Genomic DNA, 22,568 nt, shown 5'->3' with positions numbered 1-22,568 from the left:
AGTCGATTCCATGATTATTTACGCCGCCTCGTCTTTCATCACTTGCAGGCTTTTCGATGGGTAAGCTCTCAGCCCTTCTTGGTCAAACGCCACATAACGAATATCACTGCGACGCAGCTTCAATCGGTTGAACTCTTTGACCGATACATCAACGATGATCTCTTTCGCCGTTGAGTCATGTTGCAATTGACACTCAACACGATAAAACGCCCCTAAGAATTCGCTTGATACGATTCTCACTGGCAAGGATTCACTAAAACGATCAACAAACTGGATTTGCTCTGGACGAACGGCAATATCGAAAACATCACCAAGTTTTGGAGTGAGGTTATCTAAGCCCGGCAACGGTAGCATCGACTCAGCAATACGTATCTTGCCTTGCGCTGCGACAGAAGCTTGAATGAAGTTCATGCTACCAACAAACTCAGCCACAAAACGACTGACGGGTTTTTGGTAGATCTCTTGTGGGGCACCTACCTGCTCGATAACACCATGATTCATAACCACAATACGGTCGGCCATCGTTAGAGCTTCATCTTGGTCGTGCGTCACCATAATAGTGGTGATACCCAGCTTACGTTGCAGTTGGCAGATCTCATCACGCAGGTGTGTTCTTACCTTCGCATCCAACGCAGAAAGAGGCTCATCGAGTAGCAACAAGCCTGGAGACAACGCTAACGCGCGAGCCAAAGCAACACGCTGCTGCTGTCCGCCAGACAACTGATTCGGATACTTTTGGCCAGACGTTGGTAAACCGATGGTCTCCAACCAAGACTCAACCGTCTCAAGGGCTTCTTTGGTCGACATGCCTTGGTTTTTCAGACCAATCGCAATGTTTTCTTCCACAGTGAGATTTGGAAACAAAGCGTAAGATTGGAACACGATGCCAAAGTCGCGCTTTTCTGGTGGCAAGAAGGTCGTATCATTACCGTTCTGCTCAATGGAACCTGAAGTTGGCAAGTCTAGACCTGCAATCGCACGTAATAAGGTGGTTTTTCCACAGCCGGACGGGCCAAGAAAACAGACGAACTCGCCTTTATCTATCGATAGGGAGATGTCTTTTAACGCTGTAAATTGGCCAAATTGCTTTACAACGTTTTCAATATTCAAATAAGTTTGGTTGCTCATACTACAGCACTCTCTATATGGTATATACCAAATTTAAACTGAGAATATTGCAGTTGAGTGACAAATTTATAGTAGCTAAATGACAGTTATATTGCAGATATAATAAGCATTAAAAGTTCGTTCAACGTTGAAAGCCCTCAGTGACTTGCCCATAAATCACTGAGAGCCTAAATGTAAACTTCTAATTTAAACGTTAGATTAATCTATGATTCAACCTTGTCGGCTTTGCCCGCCGCACCTGCGAGTTTGGATAACTGTTTATCTAGCCACAATGGCGTGCTACCCGAATCTTCCGCGTTCTCTTTTCTTCGGACCGCATCACGCACCATCATCGCACCTACCCAACGAAATGGCTCTGGTGGGAAGTGTCCTAATGGGCCTTTGGTTAAACCGCTTCGTGTCCATGCATTGTCGATATCGAGTACCATTGCTGACAAAATTTTTCCGCCCATACGGGTTTGAGCAACGCCATTGCCTGAATAACCAAGCCCATAATAGATGTTGCCTTGGCCTTTTAGATTACCGAAAAATGGCAGACCGGTGACCGAACGATCTGAGCCGCCAGACCAATTGTAATCGAATTCACTTTGCTCCAACTTAGGAAACAGTTTTTGGAAGGATTGATTGAGAATCGGCAGGTAGTTGGTCGTTTGGTTAAACATGCTTTCAACTTGATTGGCAAACGAGAACTTATTACCGCCTTTGCCCAACATGAGTCGTCCGTCCTGGGTATCTCGGTAATAGTGGACAAAGATACGCGAATCTACCACCGCTGCCCCTTTCTCTGGACCAAACTGCTTGAGCTTTTCAGGAATAGGCTTGGTCACCACCATATCTGAAGAAACAACCACTATGCTGCGTTTGAACTCTTTAAAGTGATCGAGCATCCACGCATTGAGTGCCAAAATCACTTTATCCGCAAATACGGAACCGCCTTTGGTTTGAATTAGAGCTGGGGAGCCATAGTCGAGTGATGTCATTTCTGTGTTTTCGTGAATTTCAACACCCAGTTCTAGAGCGACTCGGCGCAAACCTCTAGCCAATAACGCAGGCTGCACACTACCCGCAGCTTCTGAGTAGTAACCCTCAATGTGGCGATCAGATCCCGCTTTATCAGCCAAAGACTTATCACACTTCTTCCAACTATTTATGCCTTGCTTGACCAACTCATTCACAACAGGTTCCATTCCACCCTTTTGCGCTTCATTGGTCGCCGTGTAGTAAGTACCGCTTCGATATAGATGCGCGTCAATCTTGTGTTCGTTACAAAAGGCTTCGATCTCGTATATAACCTTTTCCGATTCCTTAACCAACCATTTCGCTTGTTCTTTTCCGTAGAGCTTTTTCAGCGTCGGATACTTAGTTGACCACGTCAGCATGCAACCGCCGTTCGCACCAGAAGCACCGCTACCACATAGGCCTTTTTCAATCACGACAACATGCTTTTCGGGTTGCTGTTGTTTGATTAAAATCGCCGTCCATAAGCCCGTATAGCCACCGCCAACAATGGCGATATCACAGTTAATGTCTTTTTGAAGCGGTTTAGAGGACTCTAGCCCCGCCTTGATGCTGCCAAATTCCTGCTCCAATGCTTGCTTGAACCAATATGAGTAGTGCTTTTTCATTTGTTGTACCTTACTAAAAACCTAAAGGCGTAAAACTAAAAAAGGAAGACCGAAGCCTTCCTTTACTGATTTCTAACTTCTAATGAGCTAAATAGCTAAATAGTTAAGTAACTGAATAGGTCGTCAGATTAAGATTTTGGCTCTGATTTAGCGTCAAACTTGTCAGACCATGTTTTAAGAACCTCGGCACGTTCACTGCCCATGCGAGCGAAGTCCATTTTTGCCATGTTCTTTTCTACATTAGGGAAGTTCTCTGCTTTGCCTGTCACATCTTGGTGACCAACAACTGGGTACATTTCGATGTAAAGCTCGTTTGCCGCTTTAGAAATAGACCAATCGATAACACGTTGTGCTGCATCAGAAGGCTTAACAAGGCCTACCGCTTCAGATTCCCAGCCGATGCCTTCAGGCGTAATAACTGAAAGTGGAGCGCCTTGAGTTTTCAGCTTAGCGCCACGGCTCGCCATAGAAATACCGATAGCGACTTCACCCATACCGGCTTGAACACATGGCTTCGAACCTGAGTGCGTGTAGTGAGCAATATTTTGGTCTAGCTTCTGCATGTAGTTCCAACCTTGGTCTTCACCCATGTTTTGTAACCAAGCCGAAACCTGCATGTAGCCCGTACCAGAAGATGCTGGGTTTGGCATAGCAATGTGGCCCTTGTAGATAGGTTTCGTTAGGTCATCCCAAGACTTAGGTGCCGGTAGGTTCAATTGCTTAGCGACCACTTCGTTGAAACAAACTGCATTGAAGAATGCATCATTACCGTACCAAGCTTGAGTAGACTGTGGGTCGTTAAGGTTAGCGCGTAATGCTTCTACACCTTGAGGCGTATAAGGTTTGAGGATGCCCTCTTCTTTAAGCAGTGCCATTGAAGAACCAGCAAGTCCCCAAACTACCTCTGCACGCGGGTTGTTTTTTTCGGCCAATAATTTTGCCGTCATGATCCCAGTTGAATCACGTACCCACTTGATGTTGATGTCTGGGTTTTCACTTTCAAATGCGTTCTTGTATTTCGCTAAAATGTCAGTTTCAAAAGCGGTGTAAACCGTCACTTCCTGTGCTGCATAAGCATTACCAGCGAGTAGAGTTACTAACGCTGCAAGTGATCCTTTCATAAAACGGTTTTTCATCATTTTCTCCAGTCAGGCCCGATGCCAAGGTTAGAAGCTAGAAGCCCCATCAAGAGGCTTCTATGTCCATAAATTCATTTAGGTTGTTAACACACACCTTTGCATTGGTATGTACCAGATTTCGAGTATTAAGCTAACTGGCTTTTATGACGATTAAATGAACAAAAAATGGCAGTTTAAAGATCGGAAAATTTCTCAACACAAGTGACAAATTTGAATATGAAGCTTTTGTGAAAATAACGTTTGGGCTATTTACGGCCGTTTAAATTGGTTGCTAAAGTAATCGCAAACATTGGTATAGTCCAAAATACAAATCACGAGAATTGAACATGAGAAACGAATACTTATTGCTGACACCGGGTCCTCTATCTACTTCTGAAACCGTTCGCCAAGCGATGCTAAAAGATTGGTGTACTTGGGATGATGAATACAACAAAGACGTTGTTGAAGTGATTCGTAGCAAGCTAGTGACTTTAGCGACTAAGCAAACGGGTTATACAAGCGTACTAATGCAAGGTAGCGGCACCGCTTCAGTTGAAGCAGCAATCGGTAGCGTTATCTCAAAAAGCGGCAAGCTTCTTGTTGTTGACAACGGTGCGTATGGTGCTCGTATTGCTCAAATCTCAGAATACTTAAACATTCCATGCCATGTCGTTTCCCCAGGTGAAACATCACAGCCTGACTTGAACGAAATGGAGACGGCATTGGCTATGGATTCAGACATTACTCACGTTGCGATTGTGCACTGTGAGACCACTACGGGTATGTTGAATCCAATCGAAGACATCGCCAAATTGGCAAAACAGCACAACAAAACCGTCATTCTAGATGCGATGTCGAGTTTTGGTGGCATCCCTATGGATATAGCTGAGTTAGGTATCGATTACATGATCAGCTCAGCAAACAAGTGTATTCAAGGTGTACCTGGATTCGGCTTTGTTATTGCGAAGCAATCGGAACTGGAAAAATGCAAAGGCCAAGCTCGTTCATTAAGCCTTGACCTGTTTGACCAATGGCACTGCATGGAAAGCAACCATGGTAAATGGCGCTTCACCTCTCCAACTCATACAGTGCGTGCTTTCTACCAAGCTCTACTTGAATTGGAGCAAGAAGGTGGCATCGAAGCTCGTCATAATCGCTACCAAACCAACCAAACCACATTGGTTGCAGGTATGCGCTCTCTTGGCTTTGAGCCACTGCTTAATGATGATCTTCATTCACCGATCATTACCTCTTTCTATTCTCCAACTCATAGCGATTACCAATTCAAGGAATTCTATGATCGTTTGAAAGAACAAGGTTTTGTGATTTACCCCGGTAAGGTTTCAAACGCAGACTGCTTCCGAATCGGTAACATCGGTGAAGTGTATCCGTCAGACATTGAAGCTCTCATTGGCGCGGTGAAAAACGCTATGTACTGGGACATCAAATAATGACGACGATCAATCAAGAGCCTATTCTAAAGGCCACACACTTTCGAAGCGAAGGCGATGTGAACACCACGCCAGCACGCGAAAAATGGAACGAATCGCTAAACGATGATGCGACTCAAGTAATGTTAAAGCGTGATGCTGACGTGTTTCTTCATCAAGCCATGTCAACGCCTTGCCTAGACACACTTGAAGCCGCAGAAGGCATCTACATTCAAGATACGACTGGCAAGAAGTACATGGACTTTCACGGTAACAACGTTCATCAGTTGGGTTATGGTCACCCACACATCATTAATAAAGTGACTCAGCAAATGGCGTCATTGCCGTTTTCACCGCGTCGCTTTACCAATGAAACTGCGGTTCAGTGCGCTGAAAAGCTGACACAGATCTGTGGTGGTGATTTGAATCGCGTGTTGTTTGCTCCAGGTGGCACATCGGTGATTGGTATGGCACTCAAACTGGCTCGACATGTCACCAACAACTTCAAAGTCGTTTCATTGTGGGATTCCTTCCATGGCGCGTCACTCGATGCAATTTCAGTAGGTGGCGAAGCGTGTTTCCGCGAAGGCATGGGGCCATTAATGGCTGGCGTAGAACGCATTCCACCAGCGGTCTCTTATCGTGGTGCTTTCCCGCTTAATGACTCTTTATCGCTTCGCGGGCAAAACTCCGGCGATGCGAACGAGACCACATGTGATGTGCATTATGCCGATTACCTAGAGTACGTGATTGAAAAAGAAGGTGGCATTGGTGCCTTCATTGCAGAAGCAGTGCGTAACACAGACGTGCAAGTACCAAGCAAAGCTTACTGGAAGCGCATCCGTGAGATTTGTGACAAACACAACGTCCTGTTGATCATTGATGACATCCCTAATGGCATGGGTCGCAGTGGCGAATGGTTTACACACCAAGCTTTTGATATCGAGCCTGACATTCTTTGTATCGGTAAAGGTTTTGGCGGCGGCTTAGTACCAATCGCAGCCATGATCACAAAAGACAAATACAACACGGCAGCGCAAGTATCTCTTGGTCACTACACCCATGAGAAAAGCCCTATTGGTTGCGCGGCAGCACTCGCAACCATGGAAGTAATTGAACAAGAAAACCTACTTGAAAAAGTACAAGCGGACAGCGCATTCGTGCGTGAACAGCTGCTTAAAATGAAAGAGAAGTACCCAGTCATTGGTGACGTTCGCGGCATCGGCCTGCTCTGGGGGGTGGAATTGGTCACTGACCACATCACCAAAACCCGAGCTTTCGATGAAGCAGAAGCCGTGCTTTACCAATGTCTAAACGATGGCCTGAGCTTTAAGGTGTCACAAGGTAATGTGATTCAGTTGAGCCCACCATTGATCATCAGCCGCAGCGAACTAGAAGTCGCTCTGTCTGTATTCGAAAAAGCGATAGCAAAAGTCTGCAAAGACTTTGAGTACCTTTAAACCACCTTTTAAAGCATGTCTTGAAGAAATAATTTCAAGCAACCAATAACCTAAAACAATCATTCATCTCCCAGAACAACTTGAGTTGGGAGAGAACAGAAATAGGACACGACTATGAACACAACATCACCTATCCAAGCGGTTATCTTTGACTGGGCCGGCACTATCGTTGATTTTGGGTCATTTGCTCCAACCAGTATTTTCGTTGAAGCATTCAGACAAGGTTTCGACTTTGATATCGACTTAGCAGAAGCGCGTGAACCTATGGGGATCGGCAAATGGGACCACATCCAAGCAGTTGGTCGAATTCCAGCCGTTGACGCTCGTTGGAAGGCTCAATTCGGACGCTCCATGACAAGTGAAGATGTTGACGCGATCTACGCGGCATTCATGCCTCTTCAAAAAGCGAAAGTAGCCGATCACGCAGCTCCAATTTTAAACGCGATAGAAGTGGTCAATAACTTAAAAGAGAAGAACGTGAAGATCGGGTCTTGTTCAGGTTACCCACGTGAAGTGATGGATGTTTTAATTCCTGCTGCTGCAGATTACGGTTACCGACCAGATAACGTGGTAGCGACCGATGACTTACCTCAAGGCGGTCGCCCTGCTCCATTTATGGCACTTAAAAACGTAATCGACCTTGGCGTAACCAGCGTTTCAGCATGTGTGAAAGTGGATGATGCAGCACCTGGGATCGATGAAGGTCACAACGCAGGTATGTGGACAGTAGGCCTTGTACTATCAGGTAACGAAGCAGGCTTAACGTATCAAGAATATTTAGATGCAGACGAGACAACACTTACAGCTGCACGTGAAAAAGCAAGCGTTAGGCTAAACGAATCAAACCCGCACTACTTGATCGATACCATTGCAGACCTACCAGGCGTCATTGCAGATATTGAACAGCGTTTACTGGCAGGAGAGTGCCCATAAGCAAAAGCGAGATGTTCACGTGACGTAAAGTACGTGAAAAACATCTCCAATCGCTTTAATTCAAATCCCTATCCAATCATGTACTCATTCGAGTTATACATATTGGGTGGGGATTTTTGTTTTATAAGCATGATAAAGCGCAAGTTTTTTACTTATTACCCGTAGCGCCACTGGTAAATAGACGAGGCTAGGCTATAGCTTAAACATAAACATTCCAACAAATGATAAAATCAACAATAAAGGCATCTTAAATATATAATATTTAACAATTTCATTGACTCCAATACGCAATCAGATTAACAATATAAGTACTGAGAAAGAAACAGGTTCACCTGAACCAACACCTTGATTTACTTATTATAAGCAGTGTCGTAACCCAATAAGTGATCGTTTTACTGGTAAGTTCAGATAAAAATAAGAGTTAATCCAAGGAAAAAATTATGAAAAAACTGTCAAAAATCATGTGTGCTGTTGTAGCCGCTTCAGGCCTAGCAGCAGCGCCTTCTATTGCTGCAACGACTTACGTGGGTGCAAAAGTGGGCGTGGGCTGGCTAGACAGCGCATGCGTAAGCGGTGAAAAGTGTGATGATGATGCAATTGGTGCAGGCATCTACTCTGGCTACAATTTTAATGACAAGTTTGGTATTGAGCTAAGCTCAGACTTCCTTGGCGACTACAAGACAAGCTTTTCAAAGAACGGCACAACAGCTGCGTTCAGCGATCCACTGATCGCAATCTCGCTAACTCCAATGTACCGCCTAGCAGTACAACAAGAGTTTGACGTATTCTTTAAAGCAGGTCCTGCTTACATTTCACACGGTGGCGAGGATGACGTCGTTCTTTCTGCTGGTATCGGTGTAGAGAAGCAACTATCTTCTGATTGGGCATTACGTGTTGAATACCAATACTTTGATGATTTCGACGACAACTACGTTCAAGACCTGAACTCGAACCTACTATCAGTTGGTGTTAGCTACAACTTCGGTACTGGCAACACAACAGCATCAGCGGCGGCTGCAACAGCTTCTGCAGTAGCAGTGACTCAAGCGCCATCTGAGCCAATCACAGAACCAGCAGTTGTTGTTGAAGAGAAGACAACCGTGGTTGTTACTAAAGCGCAAACTGAGAGCTTCTCTCAAGGTATGTTTGAGACAAACAGTACTGAACTGTCTACAGATGGTAAAATTGCATTAATGCCATTAGTTGAAGTACTTAAAGCTCACCCTCAATCATCAGTTGATGTTGTTGGTCACACCGACTCAACAGGTGCAGCTGAGTATAATCTAATGATCTCTAAGAAACGTGCTGCTGCTGTAGCCGCATACATCGAAGAGCAAGGCATTGAAGCAGACCGTATTACAGCGTCAGGTGAAGGCGAAGAGAATCCAATTGCATCAAACGCTACAGCTGAAGGTCGTGCTCAAAACCGTCGTGTTGACGCAACGATCCCTGGTTTTGAATACCAAGAAGAAGTCAAAGTTGAAGAAGTTATCGTAGAAGCTGCTGAATAATAGCACTCTACCTTAGTTAAAATAATAAGGGCGGAGCACTTTAAAGTGCTCCGCCCTTTTCTTTGTCTGGCTATGCCTAAAAACCGTAAGCGATAAGCCGTAAGCCGTAAAGATTAGCCTACCGCCAAGCTGTACAATCAGAAGACTAGACGATTTCCCAACTATGAGTCATCTCTACGCCAGCACCCAACATTAGACATACAGAACAGTACTTTTCTAATGAATCCGCACACACCTTAGCGACCTGCTCAGGATCAAGGTTGTCACCAGACACTTCAAAGTGAATATTAATCACAGTAAAGATTTTCGGCGCTGTTTCACGACGTTTGGTTTCAAGCTTTGCATTGCAACCAGTGATGCTTTGACCCGCAGATTTCAAACCGTCCACTACATCAACAGAGCTACAGCCACCAGCAGCCATTAACACCATTTCCATCGGGCTTGGCGCAGTAGCACCGCCGCTTCCATCCATAACAATAGAATGGCCTGATTGAGATTGACCGAGGAATTTAAAGCCTTCGACCCATTTAACTTCTGCTTGCATGTTGTTCCTTAGATGTACGAAAACGTCATCATTATTTGGTATTTTATATCAATGCCTACACCCTACTACTGGCGGCATTTATGAGCAAGATTTTCTATTTGAGATATTTTTTTCATGAATAGTGTAATTTTTTCCATCTAAAACCTGTCTCTATTCGTACATTCAAAATCGAATGAGAAAAACGTCAAGATGAGGTATCTATGAATAAATTATCTAAAATATTGGTATCACTCGTGGTTACACTACCACTGATTTCGCTGTTTGTAAGCCAGACTGGCACTGCCAATACAATGGATAAAACGGCTAGTTCAGGTAAAACTGAAATCGCGACACTGGCTGGTGGTTGTTTTTGGTGTACAGAATCCGATCTAGAAAAACTGACAGGCGTGACAGACGTTATCTCTGGGTATTCTGGTGGTAAATTAGAAAACCCAACCTACAAACAAGTTTCATCGGGTAAATCTGGCCACATCGAAGTAATCAATGTGACCTATAACCCTGATGTGGTCAGCTATGAACAGGTGCTTGACCAATTCTTCCAACACATCGACCCAACCGACGACAAAGGCTCTTTCGTAGATAGAGGTCCACAATATCGACCTGCTATTTTCTATCATAACCAAGAACAGAAAGACGTCGCTCAAAACTTCATGATGGAGATAGACAAAGCTCAGATCTTTGGTGAACCACTAAAAACAGAACTGATTAAGTTTGAAAAATTCTGGCCAGCAGAAGATTACCACCAAGATTATTACAAGAAGAGCAAAGTTCGTTATAACTACTACCGCTACGCTTCTGGTCGTGATCAGTACCTAGATAAAGTCTTCGGCGATGATAGAAAAGAAAACCCGCAAACGATCCGTCAGATCATCAATGGTAAGAATGCGACAGCCAATGCTAAGACATACAGCAAGCCGTCTGATGCAGAGATCAAAGCTTCTCTAACTTCACTGCAATACGATGTCACACAAGACGACGCAACAGAGCGCCCGTTTGACAATAAGTACTGGGACAACAAGCAGGAAGGCATTTACGTTGATATCGTAACGGGTGAGCCTTTATTCTCTTCAAAAGACAAATACAAATCAGGTACAGGTTGGCCGAGCTTTACACAGCCAATCAGCGAGGCTTATGTAGTCACAACTACTGACTACAAACTGCTTTACCCAAGAACAGAGGTTCGCAGTAAGTTTGGCGATTCTCACCTGGGACATGTATTTAAAGATGGTCCAAAACCAACAGGGTTACGTTACTGCATGAACTCAGCCGCAATGCGCTTTATTCCAGCGGATAAACTGGCAGACGAAGGCTACGAAGAATATGTAGAGATGTTCGAGGGCTAAGAATTCAGAAACTTACTTTAAACCTCTGAACCTCTAAAAAACAAAGCCAGCATATTCGCTGGCTTTGTTTTTCTAACGCACTAACAAGAAGGGTCAACCTTAGCCTGTTAACCTTATTAACCTGTTAACACCGTATCTTCAGGGTATTTCAACAACGAAGGCTCAGGGCGAGCTAACATGTAAGCCAAAGTCAAAGGTCCGATTCGTCCAATCACCATTACCACAATCATGATGTATTTCCCCGGTTCAGTTAAGTTTGCGGTTAACCCAGCAGTCAATCCGACCGTCGCAAAGGCCGAAATTACCTCAAACATCACTCGATCAAACGCCGCCTTTTCAGTAAGCATTAACAAAAACATTGCAGTGGTTAATAGCGCCCCACTTACCACAATAATGGCCAATGACTTTGTTACCGCTTGCCAGGTCACAGTACGTTTAAACATCACGACATGCTTTTTCTGACGTAGGAATGTCCAAGTCGCAACAAATGCAACCGCAAAGGTCGATACTTTAATCCCACCACCAGTGGAAGTTGAACCGGCACCAATCAACATCAGTACTATCATCACCAACAATGCAGGCTGAGTGTACTGAGACAAATCCACACTATTAAAACCAGCAGTACGAGCACTCGCTGACTGGAAAAATGCCGCCAGCCACTGCCCTTGTGTCGACAAGCCCTCCATCGTCGCTGAGTTATTTCTCTCCAATAACCAAAACATCACCGTGCCCACCGCCAATAACGTCGGTGTCGCCGTTAGCATAATCTTGGTGTGTAAATGCAGATGTTGGAAGCCTTTCCGCCAGTTAGTCGATAGGTCGCCCACAACAGTAAAGCCTAATCCGCCGAAAATGAACAAGCCAGCTAAGGTAAAGATCACCAGTGGATCGTCAACAAAGCTCACCATACTGTCTGAGAACAACGCAAACCCTGCGTTATTGAATGCGGAAATCGCGTGAAATAACGCGTAAAAGCTCCCTGTTGCCCATCCCATTTCAGGAACCCAACGAAAACAGAGCAATACGAAACCTATAAATTCCGCCACCAATGCAAAAATGATGATCTTCTTCACTAACTTCCTGAGGTTAATCTTACGATCTTGCCCCAATGCTTCTTTCGCTAATGCTTGCTGTTTCAAACTGAGCCGAACACCAAACATATAGAGCAGCACCGCAGAAAGGGTCATCTGCCCTAACCCGCCGACTTGCATCAAGAACATCAGTAAGATTTTGCCTGCCAAGGTGAAATGCTGACCGGTATCAACAACACCTAAGCCTGTCACACTGATCGCCGACGTGGCGGTAAACAGTGCATCCGTAAAGCTTAGACCTGTCACAGAGAACACGGGTAGGGTCAACAATATTGCAGACGGGATAAGTACGCCTAAGAAGCTCGTAAGGATAATCTTAGGTTCAGAGCCTTTACGTGGCTTTTTATCACTCTTAAGTGTGTAGAAAGTACCTTTTCGTTTCAACGAATTCATACTGTTACCTTATTTCCGATTGCCAGTTACCAATTGCGTAGCTTTCTAGATAAGGTCTCTTTCGGCCCAGCGATGATCACCACATCCCCAATTTCTAAACTCACATCCAGTTCAGGTGCTTTAGTTAGGTTCGGGCCTCGCTTGAAACCAAGTACCTCAACACCATTTTCTTTGCACAGCTTAAGGTCACCAAGTTTCTTACCCAAAAAATTAGAACCAATAACAATTTCAGTCATCGCTAAACCGCTGCCAAGGTCGATAAACTCAAGAACGCGTCTATCCAACATTTTACGCGCAACGCGAATACCCATGTCTCGTTCGGGCATGATGATATGATCGGCACCAATCTTAGAAAGGATCTTGCCGTGAAACTTATCGTTCGCCTTCACCCAAACGGCTTTTGCGCCTGATTCTTTTACCACTAGCGTCGTTAGAATACTGGAGTTAACATCAGAGCCAATCGACACCATCACCATATCGTAATCGTCCAGCCTTAGTTCTTTAACTGTCTCTTCGCTCGTACAGTTCGCAACAATCGCTTGTGAAACAAAATTAGCCGCTTCTTTCACTCGCTCTTCATCAATATCGACAGCGAGCACCTGCGCCCCTGAACTTTGTAGCTCTTTGCATACAGATAACCCAAAACGCCCTAAGCCGATAACTGCATATTGTTTGTCACTCATTTATTACTCCACTTACAAAGCTACGTAGCATCGAAAACAAATAACAAAATTGTCTTCATACAAAAAAACGACTATATATCCATATAGAGATACAATTGTCAGCTAATCGATTGATTTATAAAGGTAGAGAACAAAAGTGATTTCTGCTAATTTCTAACCCATAATTTCTGCGGCAGTACACACAATGAATGAATTCATAACCCAAGTACAAACCTACATCAACCAGAGCCATAGCGATTGGGCAAATAGCGTCCTATTCATCACTATTGCGAGTTTTTTCGCTTGGGTCGCTTGGCGAATTGTCCATAATCGCCTGGAAATCTTGGTCAAAAAAACCCAATTTCATTGGGATGACCTACTGCTAGAGGCCTTAAAAACACCTGTCAGTACGTTGCTTTGGTGCTGGCCTGCTACCGTGTCTGTTGGCTTGATTCTTCAAGACCAGTTTGGTAATGAAATCAACTGGCTAAGAACACTTAAACACATACTGATCATATCTACGTTTGTTTGGTTTACGCTGCGAATGATCAGTAACTCTGAAGAGTATGTCTTAGAGCAAAAAACCAGAGACGAAACCACAGTACAGGCTATCGCAAAGGTGGCTCGACTGTTCTTTATGGTGATGGGTGGCTTAACCATCATGCAGGCGTTTGGGCTGAGCCTATCGGGTTTGCTTACCTTTGGTGGTGTCGGTGGTTTAATCGTCGGTTTAGCCGCTAAAGATCTACTGTCGAACTTCTTCGGTGGCATGATGATTTACTTCGACCGCCCTTTTAAAGTCGGTGATTGGATACGCTCTCCCGATCGTCAAATCGAAGGTACTGTCGAACGCATTGGCTGGCGCATGACGATTATCCGCACTTTTGATAAGCGTCCTTTGTACGTTCCAAATTCGGTGTTCAGTAGTATTGTGGTAGAGAACCCATCGAGAATGTTGAATCGTAGAATCAATGAAACCTTTGGTCTTCGTTATCAAGATGCAGACAAATTGGCGCTCATTGTTGATGATGTAAGAACCATGCTCGAGGCCCACCCAGATATTGATGCCAAACAGACGTTGATCGTTAACTTTGACAAATTTGGGCCATCAACGCTGAACTTCTTTATCTATACCTTCACAAAAACGGTCAACTGGATCAGGTACCACAAGGTGAAGCAAGACGTTCTGTTACAGGTTCTGGCGATTATTCATAAACACAATGCAGACATCGCGTTCCCAACACAGACACTCAAGATTGACCCTCTAGACTTTTCTAATGTTCAAGGTCATAACAGCGTTCAAAGCCTAGGTGATAATCAGAATGTTAGCGATCCCAAAGATATGTTGAACTCCCCTACGGAAGGTCATCGATAGTCAACATCCTTCTTGGTTATCGATAAGTAATAAGCGTGAAGCGTGGTAATATGATGGCAGTATTCTAATGCACACAATTACCACTCTATGATTTTACCTGTCATCCTAGCTGGCGGCTCTGGAAGCCGCCTCTGGCCACTGTCTCGAGAGCTCTATCCTAAGCAATTCCTGAATATTGCTGGCGAACAATCGATGCTTCAGCAAACACTTCAACGCCTGCAAGGTATCGACGCACACCTAACGGATAGCAGCTGCGATGCGCCATTCATTATCTGTAATGAAGAGCATCGTTTTATCGCTGCTGAACAAATTCGCTCAACTAACGTTCTGCACAGTGGCATTCTGTTAGAACCTGTCGGTAGAAATACTGCGCCAGCCATCGCACTTGCAGCCTTGCAAGCTTTGACCAAGTCTCATGACACTAAAGGAGAAGCGGCTGACCCAATCTTATTAGTGCTTGCTGCCGACCATCACATCGCTAAAACCTCTGAATTCCAACAATCGATTAACCGTGGTGTTGAGTACGCAAAACAAGGAAAACTAGTGACATTCGGTATAACCCCAAATGCTCCAGAGACTGGCTATGGCTACATCAAACAAGGGCAACCTCTTGTCTCTAGTCTACAACTAGAAACCAACACTACAGACCAACCAACCCATTACGCTTACAACATTGAGTGCTTTGTAGAAAAGCCCGATAAAGCAACCGCAGAAGCATACATTCGCTCAGAACAGTACCTATGGAACAGTGGCATGTTCATGTTTAAGGCATCACGCTATCTTGAAGAACTCGCCGAACACCACCCCGAGATATTAGCGGCTTGTAAACTCGCTCTTGCAAAGCAAAATACCGACCTCGACTTTATCCGTATCGACGCTGAAGCATTCAAAAGTAGCCCAAACGATTCCATCGATTATGCCGTGATGGAGAAAACCTCGCACGCAGCTGTGATCCCGATGGATGTCGGTTGGAATGATATTGGCTCATGGTCTGCTATCTGGGATGTAAGCGACAAAGATGAGCATAACAACGTCATTGAAGGTGACGTGTTAACCGTCGACTCTCAACACAACTACATTCATGCTGAAAACAAGCTAGTTGCTACTGTAGGTGTCGATAACCTGATTATTGTCGAGACCAAAGATGCAATATTGGTTGCGAACAAAGACAAGGTTCAGGGTGTTAAGTCGATTGTTAGCCAACTGAATCAGGCTGGTCGAACGGAGTATGTACATCATCGCGAGGTCTTTAGGCCTTGGGGTAAATACGATGTGATTGATTTAGGAAAGCGAGACAAAGTTAAGCGTATCACCGTAAAAGCGGGGCATCAGCTTTCACTACAGATGCATCATCATAGAGCGGAACATTGGGTAGTAGTAGCAGGTACTGCGAAAGTGACCAACGATGAGAAAACCTATCTCATCGAAGAAGATCAATCGACTTACATCCCTTTAGGTCACATCCACTGCCTAGAGAACCCTGGCGAGACACCTCTTGAAATGATTGAAGTTCAAACTGGCAGCCATTTAAGTGAAGACGATATCATTCGATATCAAGACAGCTATGGGCGAGATGTTCGAAACGAACAAGCTTCTTCGTCTCAGAACAAGAAATCGAAATAGAAGCGGCGACAATCAAATGAAACCAACATTAGATCTTAGCTGCTTTAAGAACAACGACATTCGCGGCATCATTGGTAGCCAAATCAATGAGCCGTTTGTCTATCTGCTTGGAAAGGCGTTTGGCGAATATCTCCTGTCAGGAAATGCCAAGACCCCAAGTGCATCGCACCCAGTCGTTATTGGTCGAGATAACCGTGAAACGTCTTTGTCACTGCAAGAAGCCATTACTGCAGGCTTAATCGAGTCCGGGATAAGCGTCATTGATCTTGGGATGACTGGCACTGAAGAAGTCTACTTTGCGACTCGTCACCTAAAAGCGATTGGCGGAATACAAATCACAGCCAGCCATAACCCAATCAATTACAACGGAATGAAACTGGTCAGTGCTGGCGCTAGCCCCATCAGTAAAAACAGTGGTTTAGATAAAATCAAACGACGCATTAAAGAACTGTATCAAGAGCTGAACGCCGATTTGCCGATCGTTCATGTTCAATCAAATAACTCCTGCATATCGACCAGTATTCTCGCCCCTTATATAGACCACCTACTCTCCTACATAACACCTTCTAAACTTTCCCCAATGAAGATTGTGGTTAACGCAGGAAACGGCGTTGCAGGACGTGTCATTGATGCTTTAGAGAAGAAATTTAAAGAACTCAGTGCCTCTATCACCTTCATCAAGGTTCACCATACTCCTGACGGAAATTTCCCTAATGGTATTCCCAATCCATTGATTATAGAAAACCAAATAGCGACTCGAAATGCTGTGTTAGAACATTCGGCCGATCTAGGGATTGCGTGGGATGGTGATTTTGACCGCTGCTTTTTCTTTGATGAAAACGGTAATTATATTGAGGGTTACTATATTGTCGGGTTGCTCGCTGAAGCATTTTTGTTAAAAGAGCCTAACGCCACAGTGTTGCACGATATGCGTATGACATGGAGCACAATTGAAGTCGCCAATAAGCTTGGTGGGAAGGCTGTTGCAGTCAAAGCTGGGCATGCGCTCATCAAAGAGAAGATGCGAGAATTAAACGCTGTGTACGGTGGTGAAATGAGTGCGCACCATTATTTCCGTGATTTTGGGTATTGCGATTCAGGAATGATTCCTTGGCTGCTTATTATCGAACTGATGTCGAAAACTCAACAATCTCTTCACCAATTGACCAATTCGAGTATGGATAGATTCCCTTCTTCGGGAGAGATCAATCGTAAGGTTTCAGACCCAGAACAAGTCATGGCTTATGTGTTGTCGCACTATCAAGTTGATGCCGTTGAGATCGATCTCACAGACGGGCTCAGCATGAATATGGGCACATGGCGCTTCAATTTAAGAAAGTCCAATACAGAGCCGTTGATACGCCTCAACGTGGAAACCAAGCAAGATAGAACTTTACTGTCACTTAAAGTCGACGAGTTACTGTCTTTTCTCATTTAAGAGTACAAGGCACTTTCCGCTTACAACTAAGAACCACAAAAAAGCCCTTACTAGCGATTGCTAATAAGGGCTTTGAATTTTCAGTCGTTTAGTGACTGGCTATAATGATTAGATTACTTGTTGCGGCGAGCTTCAACAGCGTCTGCCAACTGGCGAAGTACTGTTTCAGTATCTGCCCAACCAATACATGCATCAGTAACAGATTGGCCGTAAGTTGCAGCTTTACCATCAACAAGATCTTGGCGACCTTCAACAAGGTGAGATTCAATCATCACACCAAAGATAGCTTTGTCACCGCCTGAGATTTGAGCACTAACGTCATCAGATACATTCATTTGACGCTTAAACTGCTTAGAGCTGTTTGCGTGGCTGAAATCAATCATTACCTTTTGTGGAAGGCCTGACGCTGCTAGTTCTTCTTTGATTTTACCTACATGCTCAGCGCTGTAGTTTGGCTCTTTACCGCCACGTAAAATGATATGACAGTCAGGGTTACCCACTGTTTCAATAATTGCTGAGTGTCCGTACTTAGTCACAGATAAGAAGTGGTGCGAAGCACTTGCCGAACGAATAGCGTCTGTTGCGATCTTGATGTTGCCATCCGTACCATTCTTAAAGCCAACTGGGCAAGATAAGCCAGAAGCCAATTCACGGTGAACTTGAGATTCTGTCGTACGTGCGCCGATTGCACCCCAGCTGATTAGATCTGCTACGTATTGAGGCGTGATCATATCTAGGAATTCACTTGCCGTCGGCATTCCCATATCAGTTAGGTCAAGCAGTAGCTTACGTCCAAGACGAAGACCATCATTTAGCTTGAACGTGTCGTTCATGTACGGGTCATTGATTAGACCTTTCCAACCAACGGTTGTACGTGGCTTTTCAAAGTAAACACGCATTACGATTTCAAGGTTATCGCCAAGTTCGTCGCGCAACACTTTCAAACGCTTGCCGTACTCAAGAGCAGCTTCTGTATCATGAATAGAACATGGACCAACAATAACAAGCAAGCGGTCGTCGCTTTCTTCTAAAATATTGTGGATCGCTTTGCGGCTTTCAAAGGTTGTAGAAGAAGCAACTTCTGTCGCTGGAAACTTTTCTAAAACAGCAACAGGTGGTAATAACTCTTTTACTTTGTTAATTCTTACATCATCAGTCTGGAACATTGCTTACTTCTTCCTTTTTTCTATCCTTGAGCTGAATGTACGTTGTCTCACGTAACTTTCTTTCAGCACTAATCTTCTTGTTCCTTGTAACTTAACTAGTAAAAACTCTAGTTTCAATCACTAATTGAAAATAAACGCAATTTTTTTTGTGTTTTATATTAGAAACACCCTGTATAGCATTATTTACACGCTATCGATTGCGTAATTTCAAGGAAGACAAGAGCAGCTATTCTTCAAGCTTCAGCATACATGTAGTATTGTGTAGCACTTGAAAACAAAAAAAGCTCACGTGATTAACGCAAGCTCTCTATTCAACTACATTCTTTTCAATGGTTTGACAACGCTATCAAGCCCTTCAATTTTCAGAGCAAGGCACAGTTTTAATAAGTCACCTAGCTCACCAGAGGGGAACCCTTTTTTGTCGAACCACAGCAAATATTCTTCAGGCAAGTCAATCAACGTACGACCAGCGTATTTACCAAATGGCATTTGCATTCTAGCAAGTTTAATCAGGTTCTCTTTCTCTAGCATTACAGGCTCTTTCTAAGCGTCATCGATATGACGTAGAGTATCACCTAAACGTTCAACCCAATAGTTGATCGCATCTTTGGCATCATCAAGCGAGTCAATCATGGTTGAAAAGTCTTTATTACCCGCTTCACGGTTGATGGCTGCAAACAATGGTGTACCCTCTTGAGCATCACTTACCAAGAGTTCAACACTGGCGCTTCCCACATTGGTATGCTCACCGGTCGTGACCTTAGATATGGTAGACATCGCAAGGCCAAACGGCAGTACACTACTGGTCACAGCTAAGATCGGATTGGGCGTTTCAACGTTACTCAGAGCGATACTCAAGCGCAGCGTTTTTCCTGTCGGTTCATCGACAATCGTTTTATGAGGCGATATTTTCTCTTCCAAGCGTTCAACCATGTGCTCAGTGAGTTCCTGAATCTCTTCCTGATCCAACGAACCTTCTTCTGCTAAAACAAAAATTTGGTCGATCACTACAGAATCGTAGTCATCTAACTTGGATTTCAAACGCTGTGCGTCACGTAGCCCAACCCTTGCCCAAACCAAGTCGACACCTCCGTCAGTCCCTGCCTGAAAATCTTCGTAGCTGGTAAATTTAGTAGCGGTTCTAATTGGGCCGCCTGCACAACCAAACAAGAAAATGCTGGTTGCAACAAGCAAAAGGACTTTTAAAGAGTTCATAACGCACTTAGCTAAAATTAAGGAATCTAACTAAGTATGCCATACCCTATGTGAAAAGGTTGTAGAAAAAGGGGGGGGGGGTAAAAATCAGAGCTAGCTTTAAAATTAATCATGCTGAACGGTGTGTGCATACTCTACGATTACCTGATTTCCTTCGATATAAGCATTTTGGATCTCACCATCAACGCTCATTCTACTTTTCAGGTAGACCACCTTTGGCCCTGACTCATTACCTTCTTTAAGTGAAGGAAAAACATTCCTAGGCTCTAAATGAAGTAAACGACAAAAGTGACTAACGAAAGACATCGTTAATGGCGTCTCGCCTCTTAGCACTCTAGAGAAATCAAGCTGGTTCATTCCAAGCTTTTTTGAAAACTCCATCTGCGTAATACGCATTCTCGATTTTTGTGACATCCACGTTTGATATAACGCGTCTCTATCTAGTTCTGTGAATTCCATACCGACTCCTTTATATAATTCATACCAATCAATTGTCCGGCTTTTCATACATAGCATGTCAGGGTTTGGTTAGTGGAAACCAAAGGTTTGGTTTTGATATGCGCGCAATTGTCGTGCAGAACAAAACATCACAATCGAAAAGCATTCACAAAAGCGATTAGAGCAAATACTTTCTTCATTTATATCAATAATTTATACGTTAGCGAACTAAACATATAGCAAGTTAATTTGTATTAAGAATTAAAAGTTCGAGATTGGCATTCCACATTTCAATCTATTGATTCGCATTTATAAAACTGGTTGGCTACATTTCGCTTGCTCAAACGCACTTCTGGCAAACTATTTGAAAGAATAGGACGCAAAGCCACCGGTCTGTCGACAATTATTCTGTCTATGATAGCGGGGCCGCCACTTAATAGGATTTAAGTGTCAATGCATGCTGGAGTGTTCTCTTTTTTGTCGGCCAAATACAGTAAGGACAAATAATGAAACAACTCCCAAAAAAATCGCTCATCGCACTATCGCTACTTAGCGTAAGTGGAGCAAGCTTCGGTCACGGTTATGTTTCGGCATACAATAATGGCGTTGCTGAGAGTCGTGTCGCCCTATGTAAGTTCCCAGCGAGTGATACACAACAAAAAAACACCAACTGTGGTGGTATCCAATATGAGCCACAAAGTGTGGAAGGCCCTGAAGGCTTCCCTGAAGTCGGCCCTGCAGATGGAAAAATTGCCAGCGCGCAATCATCTTTAGCAGCAGCGCTTGACGAACAGACAGCCGATCGCTGGGTTAAACGCCCGATCAAGTCTGGTTCTCAATACTTCGAGTGGACGTTCACTGCTAATCACAAGACTCGCGACTGGAAATACTACATTACTCAACCCGACTGGAACCCAAACCAACCTTTGGCGCGCAGCTCTTTCAACTTAACGCCATTCTGTGTTGTTGAAGGCAATATGGAACAGCCACCGATGCAAGTAAGCCACTTGTGTAATGTGCCAGAACGCGAAGGTTATCAAGTGATCCTTGCGGTATGGGATGTAGGTGACACTGCAGCGGCTTTCTACAACGTTATCGATGTGAAGTTTGATGGCGACGGCCCTATCATTCCTGATTGGGATCAAGGTGGTCAAATCAACCCGACACAAGACCTGAATGTTGGTGACGCTGTTTATACGCGTGTATTTGACCAATCTGGTGAGAACGCTTCATACAGCACAGAGCTTGTGATTGAAAGTTCTGATCAAGGCAAAGCCAATAACTGGTCTTACGCACTTGCCTCTAAGATCAATCAAGAGCAGACGCAAATCAAAGCAGGCCAATTGAATGACCAAGGCGATTTCGCACCCGTTTACGGCACGAACCCTGTTTATCTAAAAGCAGGCTCTGGCTTTAACAGTGTTGAAATCGGCTACAAGATTGATACTCCAGAACCCGAGCATGAGCTAGAAGTAACAGGTCTAGAGTCAGAGTACATTATCGATGAGAGCCAACCTACTCAGCTTGACCTTACGCTAGCGGCAACAGGCGATATCCACGCCGAGCTTACCGTGTACAACCATCACCGTGAAGCACTTGCATCTCAGAAATCAGACCTAACAGACGGACAAGTTGAAGATATTCAACTGACTCTTTCTAAGTCAGAAGCTGGTCACCACATGCTTGTGGTTGTGACCAAAGATGACCAAGGTAACTTAGTTGATCAGAACACGCTTGATTTCCACCTTATGGACGAGCAAACGCCGCCACCAGCGGGCGACTACGACTTCGTTTTCCCAGAAAGCATTGAATATTACACTGCAGGAACAAAGGTTCTAAGCAGCGATGATGGCGTTTATCAGTGTAAAGAGTTCCCATACTCTGGCTACTGTGTTCAATGGGCTCCAACAGCAACTCAGTACGAACCAGGTGTCGGTTCACACTGGCAAGATGCATGGAACAAAGTGGACTAATTGTTAGCGAGTTACTTACTTTCAAGTATGTGAGCTTGTGTAATTAGCCAAACAAAAACGGATGCCCAGAGCATCCGTTTTCTTATTCAGCAACAGCAGAAA

19 protein-coding genes and 1 riboswitch are annotated in these 22,568 nt (G+C 44.3%); of the genes, 9 read left to right on the top strand and 10 right to left on the bottom strand.

Annotation, left to right across the window (positions count from 1 at the left end; all coding sequences use genetic code 11):
- Positions 1-18: 18 nt before the first annotated feature.
- The 3 genes from AACT19_RS03230 to AACT19_RS03220 form a co-directional block, all read right to left on the bottom strand.
- On the bottom strand, positions 19-1,128 hold the full coding sequence (locus tag AACT19_RS03230) for a putative 2-aminoethylphosphonate ABC transporter ATP-binding protein (protein WP_004730144.1): 1,110 nt from the start codon (positions 1,126-1,128) through the stop codon (positions 19-21).
- Between the two features lie 203 nt (positions 1,129-1,331).
- Positions 1,332-2,753, bottom strand: coding sequence for an FAD-dependent oxidoreductase (locus AACT19_RS03225; RefSeq protein ID WP_076645191.1), 1,422 nt, complete (start codon positions 2,751-2,753; stop codon positions 1,332-1,334).
- A 128-nt stretch (positions 2,754-2,881) separates the two neighbouring features.
- Positions 2,882-3,892, bottom strand: a complete 1,011-nt coding sequence (locus tag AACT19_RS03220; protein WP_017085444.1) for a putative 2-aminoethylphosphonate ABC transporter substrate-binding protein — start codon at positions 3,890-3,892, stop codon at positions 2,882-2,884.
- 326 nt (positions 3,893-4,218) lie between these two features.
- Here AACT19_RS03220 and phnW point away from each other — a divergent pair, with 326 nt between their 5' ends.
- From phnW to AACT19_RS03200, 4 genes are all read left to right on the top strand, one after another.
- Positions 4,219-5,322, top strand: coding sequence for a 2-aminoethylphosphonate--pyruvate transaminase (gene phnW, locus AACT19_RS03215; protein ID WP_076645189.1), 1,104 nt, complete (start codon positions 4,219-4,221; stop codon positions 5,320-5,322).
- The gene (locus AACT19_RS03210) at positions 5,322-6,761 is read left to right on the top strand and encodes an aspartate aminotransferase family protein (RefSeq protein WP_076645187.1); all 1,440 of its coding nucleotides are present in this window, start codon (positions 5,322-5,324) and stop codon (positions 6,759-6,761) included. Before phnW ends, AACT19_RS03210 begins: the two co-directional genes overlap by 1 nt.
- A 114-nt stretch (positions 6,762-6,875) precedes the next feature.
- Entirely contained in the window at positions 6,876-7,694 is an 819-nt protein-coding gene (phnX, locus tag AACT19_RS03205; RefSeq protein ID WP_076645185.1) for a phosphonoacetaldehyde hydrolase, read from the top strand.
- Between the two features lie 440 nt (positions 7,695-8,134).
- On the top strand, positions 8,135-9,205 hold the full coding sequence (locus tag AACT19_RS03200) for an OmpA family protein (protein ID WP_017064823.1): 1,071 nt from the start codon (positions 8,135-8,137) through the stop codon (positions 9,203-9,205).
- Between the two features lie 145 nt (positions 9,206-9,350).
- Here the strand turns inward: AACT19_RS03200 and AACT19_RS03195 are convergent, their stop codons facing one another.
- Entirely contained in the window at positions 9,351-9,749 is a 399-nt protein-coding gene (locus AACT19_RS03195; protein WP_017064824.1) for an OsmC family protein, read from the bottom strand.
- A gap of 200 nt (positions 9,750-9,949) precedes the next feature.
- On the opposite strand from AACT19_RS03195, the gene msrB reads away from it, so the two are divergent.
- Positions 9,950-11,092, top strand: a complete 1,143-nt coding sequence (msrB, locus tag AACT19_RS03190; RefSeq protein ID WP_076645183.1) for a peptide-methionine (R)-S-oxide reductase MsrB — start codon at positions 9,950-9,952, stop codon at positions 11,090-11,092.
- A 116-nt stretch (positions 11,093-11,208) separates the two neighbouring features.
- Here msrB and AACT19_RS03185 read toward each other — a convergent pair whose 3' ends face one another.
- Both AACT19_RS03185 and AACT19_RS03180 read right to left on the bottom strand, forming a co-directional pair.
- Positions 11,209-12,576: a TrkH family potassium uptake protein gene (locus AACT19_RS03185; protein WP_017094662.1), complete on the bottom strand. Its 1,368-nt coding sequence runs from the start codon at positions 12,574-12,576 to the stop codon at positions 11,209-11,211.
- A 26-nt stretch (positions 12,577-12,602) separates the two neighbouring features.
- A complete protein-coding gene (locus tag AACT19_RS03180; protein WP_017079662.1) occupies positions 12,603-13,259 on the bottom strand; it encodes a potassium channel family protein in 657 nt (218 codons plus the stop codon).
- 184 nt (positions 13,260-13,443) lie between these two features.
- Between AACT19_RS03180 and AACT19_RS03175 the strand changes: the two genes are divergently transcribed.
- From AACT19_RS03175 to AACT19_RS03165, 3 genes are all read left to right on the top strand, one after another.
- Positions 13,444-14,613, top strand: a complete 1,170-nt coding sequence (locus AACT19_RS03175) for a mechanosensitive ion channel family protein (RefSeq protein WP_076645181.1) — start codon at positions 13,444-13,446, stop codon at positions 14,611-14,613.
- An 87-nt stretch (positions 14,614-14,700) separates the two neighbouring features.
- Positions 14,701-16,236, top strand: a complete 1,536-nt coding sequence (locus tag AACT19_RS03170; RefSeq protein ID WP_076645179.1) for a mannose-1-phosphate guanylyltransferase/mannose-6-phosphate isomerase — start codon at positions 14,701-14,703, stop codon at positions 16,234-16,236.
- 16 nt (positions 16,237-16,252) lie between these two features.
- Positions 16,253-17,674 (top strand): phosphomannomutase, encoded by a 1,422-nt coding sequence (locus AACT19_RS03165; protein ID WP_076645177.1) that lies wholly within the window; start codon positions 16,253-16,255, stop codon positions 17,672-17,674.
- Positions 17,675-17,787: 113 nt separating this feature from the next.
- Here the strand turns inward: AACT19_RS03165 and aroG are convergent, their stop codons facing one another.
- The 4 genes from aroG to AACT19_RS03145 all read right to left on the bottom strand — a co-directional run bounded on the left by aroG (position 17,788) and on the right by AACT19_RS03145 (position 20,514).
- The gene (gene aroG / locus AACT19_RS03160) at positions 17,788-18,840 is read right to left on the bottom strand and encodes a 3-deoxy-7-phosphoheptulonate synthase AroG (protein WP_004730106.1); all 1,053 of its coding nucleotides are present in this window, start codon (positions 18,838-18,840) and stop codon (positions 17,788-17,790) included.
- Positions 18,841-19,155: 315 nt separating this feature from the next.
- Positions 19,156-19,371: a DUF3820 family protein gene (locus AACT19_RS03155; protein ID WP_004730103.1), complete on the bottom strand. Its 216-nt coding sequence runs from the start codon at positions 19,369-19,371 to the stop codon at positions 19,156-19,158.
- A 12-nt stretch (positions 19,372-19,383) separates the two neighbouring features.
- A complete protein-coding gene (locus tag AACT19_RS03150) occupies positions 19,384-20,055 on the bottom strand; it encodes a DUF3313 domain-containing protein (protein ID WP_076645175.1) in 672 nt (223 codons plus the stop codon).
- A gap of 105 nt (positions 20,056-20,160) precedes the next feature.
- On the bottom strand, positions 20,161-20,514 hold the full coding sequence (locus AACT19_RS03145) for a hypothetical protein (RefSeq protein WP_017066796.1): 354 nt from the start codon (positions 20,512-20,514) through the stop codon (positions 20,161-20,163).
- A 323-nt stretch (positions 20,515-20,837) separates the two neighbouring features.
- Positions 20,838-20,927, top strand: a riboswitch (cyclic di-GMP riboswitch).
- Positions 20,928-20,999: 72 nt separating this feature from the next.
- On the opposite strand from AACT19_RS03145, the gene gbpA reads away from it, so the two are divergent.
- On the top strand, positions 21,000-22,466 hold the full coding sequence (gene gbpA / locus AACT19_RS03140; RefSeq protein ID WP_076645173.1) for an N-acetylglucosamine-binding protein GbpA: 1,467 nt from the start codon (positions 21,000-21,002) through the stop codon (positions 22,464-22,466).
- Positions 22,467-22,568 lie beyond the last annotated feature (102 nt).

It is taken from the genome of Vibrio sp. 10N.222.47.A9 (assembly GCF_963872585.1).
GTDB lineage: Bacteria > Pseudomonadota > Gammaproteobacteria > Enterobacterales > Vibrionaceae > Vibrio > Vibrio splendidus.
The sequence above is the reverse complement of the archived record's forward strand: the minus strand, read 5'-3'. Positions and strand labels throughout refer to the sequence as shown.

Bases quoted from the DNA above. Each gene is read 5' to 3' on its own strand.
- AACT19_RS03220 (WP_017085444.1), bottom strand. From the start codon at position 3,892: ATGATGAAAAACCGTTTTATGAAAGGATCACTTGCAGCGTTAGTAACT.
- AACT19_RS03185 (WP_017094662.1), bottom strand. From the start codon at position 12,576: ATGAATTCGTTGAAACGAAAAGGTACTTTCTACACACTTAAGAGTGAT.
- AACT19_RS03195 (WP_017064824.1), bottom strand. From the start codon at position 9,749: ATGCAAGCAGAAGTTAAATGGGTCGAAGGCTTTAAATTCCTCGGTCAA.
- aroG (WP_004730106.1), bottom strand. From the start codon at position 18,840: ATGTTCCAGACTGATGATGTAAGAATTAACAAAGTAAAAGAGTTATTA.
- AACT19_RS03150 (WP_076645175.1), bottom strand. From the start codon at position 20,055: ATGAACTCTTTAAAAGTCCTTTTGCTTGTTGCAACCAGCATTTTCTTG.
- phnW (WP_076645189.1), top strand. From the start codon at position 4,219: ATGAGAAACGAATACTTATTGCTGACACCGGGTCCTCTATCTACTTCT.
- AACT19_RS03230 (WP_004730144.1), bottom strand. From the start codon at position 1,128: ATGAGCAACCAAACTTATTTGAATATTGAAAACGTTGTAAAGCAATTT.
- phnX (WP_076645185.1), top strand. From the start codon at position 6,876: ATGAACACAACATCACCTATCCAAGCGGTTATCTTTGACTGGGCCGGC.
- AACT19_RS03175 (WP_076645181.1), top strand. From the start codon at position 13,444: ATGAATGAATTCATAACCCAAGTACAAACCTACATCAACCAGAGCCAT.
- AACT19_RS03145 (WP_017066796.1), bottom strand. From the start codon at position 20,514: ATGGAATTCACAGAACTAGATAGAGACGCGTTATATCAAACGTGGATG.
- gbpA (WP_076645173.1), top strand. From the start codon at position 21,000: ATGAAACAACTCCCAAAAAAATCGCTCATCGCACTATCGCTACTTAGC.
- AACT19_RS03225 (WP_076645191.1), bottom strand. From the start codon at position 2,753: ATGAAAAAGCACTACTCATATTGGTTCAAGCAAGCATTGGAGCAGGAA.
- AACT19_RS03170 (WP_076645179.1), top strand. From the start codon at position 14,701: ATGATTTTACCTGTCATCCTAGCTGGCGGCTCTGGAAGCCGCCTCTGG.
- msrB (WP_076645183.1), top strand. From the start codon at position 9,950: ATGAATAAATTATCTAAAATATTGGTATCACTCGTGGTTACACTACCA.
- AACT19_RS03155 (WP_004730103.1), bottom strand. From the start codon at position 19,371: ATGCTAGAGAAAGAGAACCTGATTAAACTTGCTAGAATGCAAATGCCA.
- AACT19_RS03180 (WP_017079662.1), bottom strand. From the start codon at position 13,259: ATGAGTGACAAACAATATGCAGTTATCGGCTTAGGGCGTTTTGGGTTA.
- AACT19_RS03210 (WP_076645187.1), top strand. From the start codon at position 5,322: ATGACGACGATCAATCAAGAGCCTATTCTAAAGGCCACACACTTTCGA.
- AACT19_RS03165 (WP_076645177.1), top strand. From the start codon at position 16,253: ATGAAACCAACATTAGATCTTAGCTGCTTTAAGAACAACGACATTCGC.
- AACT19_RS03200 (WP_017064823.1), top strand. From the start codon at position 8,135: ATGAAAAAACTGTCAAAAATCATGTGTGCTGTTGTAGCCGCTTCAGGC.